The sequence below is a fragment of the Microbulbifer sp. GL-2 genome (genome assembly GCF_007183175.1).
Taxonomy (GTDB): Bacteria; Pseudomonadota; Gammaproteobacteria; order Pseudomonadales; family Cellvibrionaceae; genus Microbulbifer.
In genome coordinates, this window is record NZ_AP019807.1 from 596,052 (window position 1) to 609,651 (window position 13,600).

A 13,600-nucleotide genomic window follows, 5' to 3' on the forward strand; every position below is an offset into this window, starting at 1 on the left:
CTCCCAACCGCACCAATAGCTCCCTAAGCTCTCTATGACAGGACGTCATCCGAGATGGCTTGCGCTGGCATTTTTTCTGGCGCAAGCTTTTCACTCTGATGCCCTAGCAGCTACAGCGGCTACTTTCCTGCTGGAGACCTCAGCGCCGGAAGGGTTTGATGCGTTACTGGTTTCGCAGCAGCTTGTAGTTGACCTCTATTATGGTGGCCAGGAAATAGGGGCTGCACAGGTTTCAGTAGAGTCTAGCCATATTCGCTTTGACTCCCCCCAGTCTGTACTCGCCCTACTGCCTGAAGTAAAAGAGCCTGGTCAGGTGCTCTCTTTACTGGGGAAAAACCAGGCAAAAAATACACAATATATCTGCCACTCGGCCAGGCAAACTAACTGTGGCTATCTGCTGCCAGAAGAGTTTGCGGTTATTTACGATGAGGAAAACTACCGGCTCGACCTGTTTTTTTCCCCCGAATTATTGCCACAACAAGCAGCTATAAAAGACCCCTATCTACCTGCAGCTAGCAGTGGGTTTTCTGTAATACAGAATATCAGCGGCACTTGGAGCGGTGTCGAAAGTGACTGGGGTCCAAGTAGTTACCACGGAACACTAAACGGCAATACCATTATCAGTTTTGGCGAAAGTGCCCTACACAGCCGCTGGTCCAGTGCAACAGAACAAGGTAGTCGACTTCACACTTTGCACTGGAGCAAGGATTTTCGCGGGCAAGCCTATTCACTGGGGTTGCTGCAGCCGCAAAGTGGACATAATTTCTTTAAAGCTCAAGAGACCTTATACGGCTTGGAGTTGCGCAGTTCACAGCGAAGCCGCACCGATCTCAAATATCAGCAGGGTGCTCCGCTGGAAATTAATATGCCTGTGCGTGGGCGGGTCGAGGTTTATCGGGATAAACAACTGGTTCACACGGAACTATTGGAAGCCGGGAACCGTTTATTGAATACCTCCACCATGCCGCACGGCGCCTACGAAGTGGAGATTCGCACTTTTGATGAGAGCGGTCGGGCACTAAGCCAATCCGCAGAATTTTTTGCCAAGGACTCATTGCTGCCCGCTCCGGGAGAGTGGTTGTGGAGCTTCCAGGCAGGATTACCCACGCTGCCGTTCAATAACAGCACTTTACCTGAACACTATGATGAAGGACTGTTACAAGGCTCCGTTACCCGCCGCCTTTCAACCGGCACAGGGCTTTTTGCTTCAGCAGCGGCCTCGGAAAAGCAACATCTGGCAGAGCTTGGCCTGCGCTGGGTAGGGCGATATCTGGAGTTTTCCCCCAGCCTTGTAACAACTAACAAGGGACGCAATGGTCACCGCCTACAGGCACTGCTAAAAACCCCATTCGCAACCATTAGCGCAATGGAGACCAGGCTCGAGAAAAAAAACCAGTTACCTGAGGATAACACTTATCGACTTCTGCCCGGTGGCTACTCCCAGCGAAGCTTTAGACTGCAGAGCGGAATCCTGGGCGGGCAACTGTCCCTGCGCTTTAGTAAGCGAGATCAAGTTCAAAGCTTATTACCCGGCGGTTTCACCCTGGATGATACTCCCGAAGTAGCACGTAAACTGACAACCTTGGAGTTTCGCCGCACTTTCTTTCAAAGCGCGAGCTGGTTAGGTATTGCCAGCATATCCCACAGCGACGCCGATGGGCAGCAATATACCAGCCTGGGTATCCAGTTCCGCTTGCGATCAAATCACTGGCAACACACCGCCAATTTACACAGCGAAAATGGTGATCATAAAACTGGTGGAGAACGCCTGGCTTTTCATACCCGTTGGCGTGACCGTGACTTATGGGCACCGGAGTTTGAGCAACAGCTCTCTGTTGAACAAGCGTCGGGCGCACATTACTTGGAAAGCCGCACCCACTTGGCAGGCCATATGGGCTATGTAAGTACCACCGTCGGTTTCACTGATGATGAAACCGGCGATGCCATTAATTATCTGGGAGGATTTAGCACCAATCTAATATCCACAGGTGAAGAGTTTGCCTGGGGAGGTGAACGGACCCTGGAAAGTGCGGTTATTGTCGACATTGAGGGCAGTGACCAACAGGATTTTGAGGTCCTGGTAAACGGTGTTCGGCGTGGCTATGCCAAGGGTGGTGATAAGTCTGTTATCAATCTGCCATCCTTTAAAAGTTATGATTTATCACTGCGTCCACTTGAACAAGGCTTCTTCGATTTTAGCGAGAAAAGAGAAACCGTCACCCTTTATCCAGGTAATGTGAGTTCAACAAGCTATCAAGTATTACCCCAGACCCTGGTTTTAGGGCGTTTGATCGACGAAGGTGAAGGAATAGCTGATACTCAGGTGTTTATCGGTGCGCACAATACCATTACGGATCAATACGGCGTTTTCCAACTGGAAATAAGCGGTGACCAGCACACCCTGCCCTCCGAGGAAATTACCTGGAGCAATTGCCGCATTCCTATAAAAATCCAATCGAGTGGAGAGGGCTGGCTTAATTTGGGCTCCATTGAGCAATCCCACGCGCTTTGCCAAATTGAATACACCCCGGAGGTAAAAGGTGTACAGCACTAAAGCACTTTTACAAAAAACTATTTGGCCTATTTTGTTGACGCTCTTCCTTTTCGTAGGGATAAACGTACCTGTCAATTCGCAAACCGGTTGCTCCAGTAATGACAGTTTACGTACCTGTAACCTTGGGGGCTCCCATACTTTAAATTACGAAACAGACCCAAAGGATATCCCGTTCACTTTACGCAGCTATCGACGCGGCAACGCCTGGTCCTATTACTTAGAAGTATCAACACTAAGCGGCAGTACTTTTTCACTCTTCTCTGACAATGGAGAGCAGATTGATATTTCTATAACATTCACTTCCAACGGAGGCGTTACCGAGACATTAAGCCCTGGAGTTCTGGCCGGCGAATTTAACGGTACAACGAACGATGCCAGCACGCTTCTATCCGTGGGAATAATTAGTCCACAAGTTCCATCCTCCAGCCGCTACTCTGGCAGTTTTCAAATGGAGCTAAGTCAATATTTTTGGATTTTTCCCATCGATACCGAAACCATAGAATTCGATATAGTCCTGGAAGTAGAGCCGAGTATTACTATTCGCAACCTGGGAGATATTGACCTAAGCAATTCAGGAATTACTTTAGGACAAGCCATCGAGGGATCAGAAGACTTCTGTGTAGGTGGTATCGGCTTTTCCAGCTATACCGTTAACCTCAGCAGCAGCAATGGCAGTACCGGAGGCGGTGGTAGCAGCAGTTATGAGTTGGGTGGATCGAGTGAGAATATACCTTACGCAGTGACTTTTTCTGATGACTTATCGGGTACCAGCGGCATTGCACCCAGTGGGCTCGGCGACGTACCTGGCAGCTTCTTCCGTCAGACAGATGAAACCTGCCTTACCGACAATGCGAGAATCTATATTTCAGTTTCTCCCTCGGATTGGGAAAATGCCAATGAGCCTTTTTATACAGACGTCCTGACTGTCACGGTAAGTAGCCAGTAAATAAATAAATCCCAGAGGCTACAAACCTCGACATAAATCCAGGCAGGGAAAAAACCCACAACTAACTAGTGAGCTTACTAACAGCCCATCAGCTATTGATTGGAAAGCGAATTCGCTCGCTCTCACGCCCTCGCAACAATACCTCCAGCTCTCCTTCATTTGGTACATCGCCAAGCGAAAGGTTAGTGCCCGCATAGAGACGACCCGAGGCATCCAGCTTTTGGCACTCGCCACCTAGTGCGCAGTGACGAACTTCCACAACTTCAATATTGATATTGCCCTTATTGGTGAGCTGGTAATTACCCATATCTTCAACAAGGTCAACCTTATACTGCCCATTAGCTGGCTGCACAAATACCAAGGCCTGGTAAGCGACAAGGATTTTTAAGGCTGTTTGCTCTGCTTTGATCTCCCCAACAACTGGCTTGAATGTCACCCGGTAGACTTTTTCCTCCTCAAGATCGCGATCCAGGGCCATCAAGCGGAAGCGCCGCCTCTCACCAGGCGCCAATACTGCCTTTGCTGGACTGACAAGAAGCTTGAATTCATCGGGGTTCACCACCCTTACCCGCTGCTCATACTCCTGCCCCGGGTTATCCACCCGAAAAATCTCGGTCTGCAGGTACAAGGTCTCATCATCGGGGTTTGTAATGACAATATCATCCCGGGCACTAGGGGCGTCATCCAGGTAAAGGATAACCTTGTCCAGGGACATGGCAGCGAGAGCAGACTGGGAAATGAGCAATAGAAATGCAAGGAACAGTTTTTTCATAGGAAAGTGAATAAGTTGAAATTCATTATTCTGGAACTGGCATTTTACCCTAGGAGAAAGCGCAGGTCGGCATTATTTGCAAGCCAAGTTGCTGGCAGTCTACCTGGATTATTAATAATAGAGTCACGAATTTCGAGTCGTCATTCTCAGACCTATCTCCAAAAGTAACCGGCGCGCCCCTCAACCCCATGCCACCCAGCCTTGGATGTGATCTCAAGGTGACATGGCCTTTGTCAGAAGCCAAGTCGCCTGGCACACATTGCAAGGTATATAGAGTCAGATACAGAAACGAGGGCCAGCAATACCAAAGCAAGGTTACATCTCTCAAGGCAGCCCATACTTCTTTACACCACAGTACCTCAGTATTTGTGCAGGCTACAAACAGGGCCTCCAACCTAACCCGAGTTGGGCCCAGTCCAACCGCCAATTTTTCAACCCCGCCACGCTTGCAACAACCGTGGCACAGTCTATTTTTCCTGTAAGACCCGGTTTCAACCCGGAAAAGAGATACCTCTGGATGCCAGTGCATACCTGTACCCAAGTCCAGCCGACAATAACACCCGCTTCCCGGACCTAATTCACATGCTAATCGCACACCGAGGCGACAAAACCCGCCAACCGGAGAACACTATCGCGGCCTTCGAAGCTGCACATAACCTGGGAGCCTGTGCCATACAGTGCGATGTCCGCTTCAGCCTGGATGGAACGCCCTGGTGCTTCCACAGCGACACCCTGCACCTACCCAGTGATAATCGTGCGCACTTCTTCCACGAGCTGAGGGACTCCCAGCTGCACCGACAGCCTGTCAACTCCTTTATCCAGCTGATAGATTGGGCCAGCTGCCACCGTCACCTGGATTGGTTTGTGGGAATCTCTGCTGCCAATATAGCCGGAATCGGCTTTACTGCCGCGGTGGAAAAGCTGCTGGAGCTGATGCGCAATGAGCGAGAATCCTTTGCACTTCTCACCCAGGACTGCCGCAGTTTACGCGCCGCCCGCAATATGGGCTGGCATAGAGTCGCACTAAAGGTAAGCAGCGTCTCTCGCTGCTTGTCGGCAGATATTGTGACGCTCGCTCCCGAATATCTTCTTATCCGCAACAGCTTTGTCGAGTGCGATGAGCTGCCGCCAGGCCCCTGGCAGTGGGTTGTTTACGAAATCAACTCAACAGAGGAAGCTGTACTGTGGCGGAAGCGCGGCGCACACCATATCCTGACCGGTAACCTGCCATTGTTAATGCGTTCCCGGGAAGCGAGTGATGTCTACGGATTTTGATGTTCTGGTCGTGGGCGCCGGCATTCTCGGCGCCGGCACTGCCGAAGCACTGGCTCAGGCTAACCATTCAGTGGTCATCCTGGAACAGCTAGGGATTGCTGCGGCGACCTCCTCCCGCTCCTCAAAGCTTATTCACGGTGGCCTGCGCTATCTGGAAAGCGGGCAGTTTCGTCTGGTCTATGAATGTCTGCGCGAACGCAGCTGGCTATTGGACAATAAGCCCCAGCTGGTGCGTATGGTCCCCTTTTATATTCCCGTCTACCGCAACAGCAAAAGATCACCCTGGATGGTTAGACTGGGACTCAGTCTATACGCTTTACTCTCCGGAATTCGTAGCGTCGACTCGCGATTCCGCTCTCTGCCAAAGTCCGAGTGGGATACCTTACCTGGCTTAAAGCGCGAGGATCTGCTTGCTGTATTCCGCTATTACGATGCGCAAACAGATGATGCTGCGTTAACCCGGGATGTGGTTGCATCCGCAATCGCCCACGGCGCACAAATAATCTGTCCTGGAAGCCTAGTCGGCGCAGAAGTCACAGAGGATGGTGTACGAATTGACTATGTAGCCGACGGTAAGCTCAATACATTGCACACTCGCGCCCTTGTAAACTGCAGCGGCCCCTGGGTAGCCACCACCAATACACGCTGCTCGCCACCTGTCTCCCTCCCGCCAATTGACCTAGTTGCCGGTACCCACATCTTGCTACCGCTCTCCCTGGGTAACAAAATCTTCTATGTGGAAGCCAGTGACGGGCGTGCCGTTTTTGTAATGCCCTGGCAGGATAAAACCCTGGTGGGCACTACAGAACGGCCCTATTGTGGCGATCCAAGGGATGTAGCCCCTACGGTAGAGGAAAAATCCTACCTGTTGCGCACGGTACAACAATACTTTACCCAGACCCGTGGCCTACAACCAGAGGATATTTGCGAAAGCTTCGCCGGCCTTCGTGTTTTGCCCGAGGTGGAAAAAAGCCCCTTTGCCCGCTCACGCGAATCCATGATCTGCTGCGATAATGAGCTCAAGCCACGTATTCTTGCCGTTGCCGGCGGCAAGCTCACCAGTTACCGTGCCACCGCGCGCAAACTGGCCCGTAAACTTCAAGCTACCCTGGAGGATGAGCCTCCCGCACCACGCGGTGCCGCAGAGACTTCCAACGCTACCAGCCCTTCTGAGCGTGAACGCAACCTTTAGAACTACTTTTCACACTCAAATTTTTTCATACCAACTTTCATCATTCTGCAGTAGTCATAACGAAATTTTGCTACCACCACAATAGCGAATAACTGTGTGTATTAAGAGGGAAAATTAGTGGTGAACTTCAAGGGGGCACCACCGGAAAAGCGGAAACCAACAGAGCAATGTACTTTTAATAGTTACATCTATTGAAAATGACAACCGCGGAAGATATCAACAACACTTAATAGCAATTGACAACAGGAAGGATGTCAACACTTCCTGCCGTCTTGTGATGGCTACTACTAACCCTCTTCTATATTTTCTATATTAGAATTCATTACCGCAATACAAGGGCTTCCCGGACCTGCACAAGGCCCTTGTAGAACATAGGTAGCGCGCTTATCACATCCAGAAACCCCATAAGTCCTGGTGCCCAATTGATGAACCGCTATGGACTGTGCGTTACAATTTAGATCGAAAGGTGCTCTCTTTGAAACCGTTTCCATCATCAGAGAAGAGCAACCCCCTAAAACTACGACTATGGCACCCAGACTTATTAATTTACATTTCATACCCAACTCCTTTTATCAATTATTATTCCAGCTTTATTACAGGCTGAATACCTTTAATAGAGGCACTCTCTAACATGCCTTACTATCTAAGTTTTTAATGAATACCAGCCGGCACCAGTTTTCTTTCCATCGATGGTGCTTTTCAGTTTTGGACTGACCGCTTAAGTTAACTATAACCGAGCCAGAGAAAGCAAGTTGCTAATAAGATGTTTAACATTTAACGCCCTGTAGAACTTTCCATTGATCTCTGTTGTTACAAGTATAACTTGACTACAATTCACACATTCATGAAAAATCGCACTATTGGAACCATGGGAAACTTCTTGATGAAGCGATGAATAATTTATTCTAACTTCAATTCTAGTACCTGACTTAGAGACCTAGGCAGCTACTTTAGAAGAACAGTAATCTCATTGGCATGCCCTTGGCACCACGTTGAAATCGCATCCATGCCATGTCACTTGAATATTTTTGCAATCACAGAATCCTATGGCATTCATTTTAAGCACCTAAGATGTTTTTCTTTACCCCATAACCCGTAAGGCAGGGGCGATGCCTGGACAAGTTTTCATATGTACATGCCGTAGATTCTTTTATTAATACCCTGTCCAATTTTCCAGATCCAATTACATCTACCTCACCTTTGAGCCTGTATTTTACATCCCATATAATGGTGGGCTACTCTGTTTTTTGTTAATCTTATATACCGCAGTTTATGTCCCAATACAGCCCCCACCGCTTTTGTACCGCACCACTACTCGACTGGAGTGACCGCCACTGCCGCTATATGTGGCGTTTGTTGAGCAAACGTGCGCGCTTGTATTCGGAGATGGTGACTACCGGGGCGATATTGTTTGGGGACCGGGAACGACATCTGCAGTTTGATGCCTCAGAACAACCCGTCGCACTGCAGCTGGGCGGCAGCGACCCTGGTGAACTAGCCGAGTGTGCTCGTATAGCCGAGGAGTGGGGGTACGCTGAAATCAATCTTAACTGTGGCTGTCCCAGCGACCGCGTGCAATCGGGCCGTTTTGGAGCTTGCCTGATGGCCGAACCAGATGTGGTGGCCGCAGGATTGAGCGCCATGCGCGAGGCGGTATCCATCCCAGTTACGGTTAAGCACCGTATCGGCATTGATGATATGGAGGACTATCCAGGCCTAACCCGCTTTGTGACGGCTCAAGCTGCCACCGGCACCGATACATTTATCGTACATGCACGTAAAGCCTGGCTTAAAGGTCTGAGTCCGAAGGAGAACCGAGAGATTCCCCCGCTCAACTACGACATGGTTTATCAGCTTAAACAGGACTATCCCCAGCTACAGATCATTATTAATGGCGGTATCAACTCCCTGGAGGAGAGCTTGCAACATTTACAGCATGTCGATGGTGTTATGCTAGGTCGAGCCGCCTATCAAATTCCGGCGATACTGGCACAGGTTGACAGCCTTCTCTTTGGTGAAAGTGAGGGACCAAATGCTACCCAAGTGGTCGAGCAAATGCTGCCCTATATCGAGCATGAAATGCAGCGAGGCCAGCGCCTCAATCATATTACCCGGCATATGCTGGGGCTTTTCCAGGGGGTTCCAGGAGCACGTCGTTTTCGCCGCCACCTCAGTGAAAACGCCCACAAGGAAGGCGCAGGACCGGAAGTAGTAGAGCAAGCATTAACACTGGTTACCCAGGCCGCATGACGCACAGGTTATTGCGGCCGGGAATGGAAGCCAACCAATGATAGAGGGAGATGCGATGAACAAGCTGGAACAACTCAAACAGCGCAGCCAAGTAGTCGCCGATACCGGCGATATTGAGGCCATTCGACGCTATCGCCCTCAGGATGCTACCACCAACCCGTCTCTTTTATATAAAGCTGCCCAGCTTCCCCAATATAAGCTCCTGATCAGTGAATCACTGGAATGGGCTGGGCGCCATCAGGGGGCTCACAGTCCAGCCGAGATTGCCCGTTTGGCGGCAATCAAGCTCGCCGTAGCTATCGGCACCGAGATACTACAACTGGTCCCCGGGGTTGTTTCTACCGAGGTAGATGCCCGTCTCTCCTTCGATACCCGTGCCACCATCGATTACGCCAGACACCTGATTGCCCTTTATGAGCGCGCTGGCGTGGAGCGGGAGCGAGTGTTAATCAAAATAGCCTCCTCCTGGGAAGGTATTGCCGCAGCTGAGATCCTTGAGCGTGAAGGAATCCACTGCAACCTGACCCTGCTATTCAGCCTGTGCCAGGCCATCGCCTGCGCTGAAGCCGGTGCCACCCTGATTTCCCCCTTCGTCGGCCGCATCCTCGACTGGCATCTGGCGAACGGCGAGCGTAAGGAGTTCAGTGGTGAAGAGGACCCCGGTGTACTGTCTGTGCGTAATATCTACCACTATTACAAGTCCCGTGGCTACAACACTATTGTGATGGGTGCCAGCTTCCGCAATACCAGTGAAATAGAAGCTTTGGCCGGCTGTGACCGCCTAACCATAAGCCCTCAACTTTTACAGTCCCTGGAGGAAAGCGAGGGATTACTGGTAAGCGGTCTACCGGCAATTAACGAACCTCTGGCCCGACCAGCACAAAGGCTGGAGGAGACAACATTCCGCTACCAGCTCAATAGCGATGCCATGGCCACAGAGAAACTCGCCGAGGGCATCCGAAATTTTGTCAAAGACCAGCAGCGACTCGAAATGCTGCTACAAAGCCAAGTGATGGGACGACAGGAAACTGATGCTGCAACAAATCCGTAAGCTGTTTGAACAAATAGGCAGCAATGCCGATGTAGAGGCGCACGATGAGAAAGACGTGCGTATGATCAGTGCCGCCCTCCTGGTTGAGGTGGCGACTGTGGACCAGAAACTGGATCAACGTGAGCGCGATACCCTCACCCACCTGCTTTGCCAACACTATGCGCTGGATGTTCACAGCGCCGCACAAATCATCGATGAGGCCATAGACCAGCGGGAGCAGGCCACATCATTATTCGAGTTTACCCAGGCAGTCAACGATCAATTTAATGAACAGGACAAGTACCTGCTGGTGCGCCAAATGTGGCAGGTCGCCTTTTCTGATGATGTGATTGAGGCCTTCGAGGAGCATCTGATCCGGCGGGTGTCCGAGCTGATTTATCTACCTCACGGGCTGTTTACCAGAGCCAGGGCAGAAGCGCGGGATATGAAAGCAGCTGATTAGTATAGAGTGAGAGCCTGAGGTTTAGAGCACGGTGGACTGGTGCGGTGCTCAGAAGCCACTAAAAGCTTTAAAGGATTTCGTATGGCTTACTTGGCCTAATGCAGGTGGGCGGAACGCTTGCCAAAGGGCTCACACTCGCGCTCCAGCGTATGAACCAGGTCGCGGAAAGTCTCCGCATTCTGCTCATTCATACTCATCAACACGCGGTGTGCCTCCAGCACTTTCTCCCGTGCCGCACATTCATCCGGGGTGTTGCAGACCAGAGGCCTGGTCTCCACAGAGAATTCGTGCTGTTGATCGCTGATTTCCATCAGGGAGTCAAAACCCATCGCATCAAGCAGATGCTGGATCCCCTTGTTCGCAGAGAACACCAATGGCTTTTGGCAACCACGCTCCTGTGCGCGAATCGCGATCTTGGCCATCAAACCAAGGGTTGTGCTATCGACACCTTCAGCGCCATGTAGATCAAAAGCTACGCCGGCAAAGTCATCTCGAGCAAACATGTTGTCGATGAAGCTATCAAACGAAGTACAAAGGTTGAGTCGCACATCGCCAATCAACTTGACGATGTAAACGCCCTGGTGGGCCCCAACCATAATTTGCCCGGACTGCATAACAACCCCTGGCTCACCCGAGCGCACTTTGAGGTGAAAGTGCAGGCGGATGGCAAAAGTTCACTGGTAGAGAACACAAGCCGCGCTCGGTGGTTTTGCCGCCTCGCGCAATTTTGTGCATAAAGTGGGCGGAGCTTACTCCTGACCGGCTGGACTGACAAGAGCGCTAGGGCACGAAATTCGACTACATGGTCGATGCAAACGCTGGTCCTAATTACGTTTGAGAGTAAGGATCGTAATATCGTCTGGCAAGGCACCAAAGGTATCCACTTTCAGGCTCTGGCACAGGCTTTCCAAATCACCCTCAGTTTCGGCGATCATCTGTAAAAGCCGCTCTTCCTTCTCCAGCAGATCTCCCTGTAACAGCTCCAGAACACCATCGGAGCAAGCCACCAGGTGCCAACTGAGCGGAAGCTCAGCGCACATCACCTGCCAGTCACCCTGTTCAAAAATACCCAGGGGGCGCCCTTTGCCCGGCAGCCAGTCCGCCCCGCCATCACTAGCGAGAGCTGGCATGGGAATCTGCCCAGCAACGGCATAGTGCAGCTGCCTAGCGGCCGTATCTACCACACCGACAAACATACTTGCGTGCTTGCCCATATGTGTGGATAAAAGCTCCCGGTTAATCAGGTTGAGAATTTCCAGCAGGTCACTGCCCAGGGATTCCAACTGCGTGAACAGTGGGCGCTCGCGCAGGTGGTGCATAATGCTGTGTTTGACCAGCGCAGTGACCAACGCCGACGATACACCGTGCCCGGACACATCCACCAGATAGAACGCTACGAAACGCTCACCAAACAGGCCGTAATCGACAAAATCACCACTGAGGTATAGAGACGGGATCAGTCGATAGGCGGCCCCAATTCCGCCAGGATAGCTATAAGGGGTACGCGGCAACAGGTGCTGCTGCAACTGGCGACCAGCCTCCTGATCGCGCCGCAGTAACTCCACATGATCACGCAACTCAGTATTGCGCAGCTCCAGGGCTTCCCGGTATTCACGATTCTGTTGGGCAAGGCTTTCCTCCCCGCTGATACGACAGATAATACGATCAATCTGTGCAGCTTCTGTGAGAGGTTTCAGGAGGTAGTCGCACGCTCCCAGGCGGATTGCGTGTAGGGCATCATCCAGCGCCCCACTGGAGGAAATTATAATTACAGCCGTATCGGGAGATCGGCGCTTGATTTTACGCAGCACTTCCAGCCCGCTCATATCCGGTAACTGGAAATCTACGGCCACCAATTGATAAAGGCCCGGGGAAAACTGCTGGATACCCTGCTGTCCGCTGCTGAGTTCCGCCACAGAGAAGCCCTGACGCGAAAGCGCTCCACGCAGGAAACTGCGGGAGCGCTCGTCATCTGTCAGTAGCAGGCTACTGGGGCCAGCCACGGGCGGCCTTTTGTGGGATTAGAGAAATGAACCAGTGATCAGTAGTCACTGGACTCCTCAACTTCACCTTGGTCAATCGCTTCTGCAGCTTCAGTTGCATTGTCCACATCCACTTCGCCATCGACGATCAGGAAATCGCGACGCTGTAGATAGGCATCGCGCAGCAGTACGTAACGATCCCCTTGCAGCAGTGATTCGGCTCTCAGCAGGCTGGCGCGGCTTTGGATAATATCAGTTGCCTTCAGCGTATAGCGAGTGGGGTCATGTTCCACATACGTCAAAGGATTAGTGTAGTAATCCACTACCCGCGCTGGAGTATCCCGTACGGTGGAAGGGCCCAACAGCGGCAGTACCAAGTAGGGTCCAGAGGGAACACCCCAGACCGCCAGAGTCTGGCCGAAGTCTTCTCCATCGCCCTTTTCCAGGCCCATATGTTTGGCTACATCAAAAAGGCCGGCAATACCAACAGTGGTATTAATCAATAAGCGACCGACGTCATTGCCCGCCTGCCCCCACTTGCCCTGCAACACGCCATTAAAGGTATTGGTCACCTCACCCAGGTTACTGAAGAAGTTACTGACACCATGCTGCATAAAAATTGGGGTAATCTGCCGATAACTAACCGCAGCAGGCTTCAGTACATAACGATCAGCACCGTCATTGAAACTGAATACAGCACGGTTAAAACCTTCCCAGGGGTCGCGCAAAGTGAAATCTTCACCTTCCGCACCGCCAAATTCATCTGCTGGGTCGAAGCCATACTCATCAAGCAGCGATCCATTTTCATCGCTGCTGCTAGTAGTATCCTGATCATTGGTACCAGTTTGAACAGCGGTATCTGCTGCCGCCCCTCCAAACGGATCTTCTTGCGCCGATACGCCTACTGGAGAAACCACAATCAGTGCGGCAATCAACCAGGGCGATATAACTGTGCGTCCTAGCAAAACCCTGCTCCTCTACTATCAAATACAAAGACCAAGGATTCTAACGCCCCCGCATATCGTAAGCTACCCTCGGCAGCATAGCAGCTGGGATTCGTCAAAGATGGAGCAGTTTCAGGCAAGCTCAGTAGAGTTTCGAAACGAGATTGACGCCAAAAGCTAAACCTTTTGGCG

The 13,600-nt window shown here is 51.3% G+C and carries 11 protein-coding genes; 7 read left to right on the plus strand and 4 right to left on the minus strand.

The features are described 5' to 3' along the window. Positions 1-34 precede the first annotated feature (34 nt). Complete coding sequence (locus GL2_RS02710) at positions 35-2,554, plus strand: TcfC E-set like domain-containing protein (RefSeq protein WP_143729186.1); 2,520 nt, start codon at positions 35-37, stop codon at positions 2,552-2,554. Further along, positions 2,541-3,500, plus strand: coding sequence for a hypothetical protein (locus GL2_RS02715; protein WP_143729187.1), 960 nt, complete (start codon positions 2,541-2,543; stop codon positions 3,498-3,500). The genes GL2_RS02710 and GL2_RS02715 overlap by 14 nt, the downstream gene beginning before the upstream one ends. A gap of 88 nt (positions 3,501-3,588) precedes the next feature. Here the strand turns inward: GL2_RS02715 and GL2_RS02720 are convergent, their stop codons facing one another. Further along, positions 3,589-4,272, minus strand: a complete 684-nt coding sequence (locus GL2_RS02720; RefSeq protein WP_143729188.1) for a fimbria/pilus periplasmic chaperone — start codon at positions 4,270-4,272, stop codon at positions 3,589-3,591. Between the two features lie 582 nt (positions 4,273-4,854). On the opposite strand from GL2_RS02720, the gene GL2_RS02725 reads away from it, so the two are divergent. From GL2_RS02725 to GL2_RS02745, 5 genes are all read left to right on the plus strand, one after another. Then, the gene (locus GL2_RS02725; protein WP_143729189.1) at positions 4,855-5,547 is read left to right on the plus strand and encodes a glycerophosphodiester phosphodiesterase family protein; all 693 of its coding nucleotides are present in this window, start codon (positions 4,855-4,857) and stop codon (positions 5,545-5,547) included. After that, positions 5,531-6,739, plus strand: coding sequence for a glycerol-3-phosphate dehydrogenase/oxidase (locus GL2_RS02730; protein ID WP_143729190.1), 1,209 nt, complete (start codon positions 5,531-5,533; stop codon positions 6,737-6,739). Before GL2_RS02725 ends, GL2_RS02730 begins: the two co-directional genes overlap by 17 nt. A gap of 1,272 nt (positions 6,740-8,011) precedes the next feature. Further along, entirely contained in the window at positions 8,012-8,989 is a 978-nt protein-coding gene (gene dusA / locus GL2_RS02735; protein ID WP_143729191.1) for a tRNA dihydrouridine(20/20a) synthase DusA, read from the plus strand. A gap of 55 nt (positions 8,990-9,044) precedes the next feature. Continuing rightward, positions 9,045-10,040 (plus strand): transaldolase, encoded by a 996-nt coding sequence (tal, locus tag GL2_RS02740; RefSeq protein WP_143732766.1) that lies wholly within the window; start codon positions 9,045-9,047, stop codon positions 10,038-10,040. Further along, on the plus strand, positions 10,021-10,482 hold the full coding sequence (locus GL2_RS02745; RefSeq protein ID WP_143729192.1) for a TerB family tellurite resistance protein: 462 nt from the start codon (positions 10,021-10,023) through the stop codon (positions 10,480-10,482). Before tal ends, GL2_RS02745 begins: the two co-directional genes overlap by 20 nt. Positions 10,483-10,577: 95 nt before the next feature. On the opposite strand, the gene GL2_RS02750 is transcribed toward GL2_RS02745, so the two are convergent. The 3 genes from GL2_RS02750 to GL2_RS02760 all read right to left on the minus strand — a co-directional run bounded on the left by GL2_RS02750 (position 10,578) and on the right by GL2_RS02760 (position 13,429). Further along, on the minus strand, positions 10,578-11,096 hold the full coding sequence (locus GL2_RS02750) for an STAS domain-containing protein (protein ID WP_143729193.1): 519 nt from the start codon (positions 11,094-11,096) through the stop codon (positions 10,578-10,580). Between the two features lie 210 nt (positions 11,097-11,306). Then, positions 11,307-12,485, minus strand: coding sequence for a PP2C family protein-serine/threonine phosphatase (locus GL2_RS02755; protein WP_143729194.1), 1,179 nt, complete (start codon positions 12,483-12,485; stop codon positions 11,307-11,309). Between the two features lie 38 nt (positions 12,486-12,523). Then, the gene (locus GL2_RS02760; RefSeq protein ID WP_232053745.1) at positions 12,524-13,429 is read right to left on the minus strand and encodes a VacJ family lipoprotein; all 906 of its coding nucleotides are present in this window, start codon (positions 13,427-13,429) and stop codon (positions 12,524-12,526) included. Between the last annotated feature and the right edge of the window lie 171 nt (positions 13,430-13,600).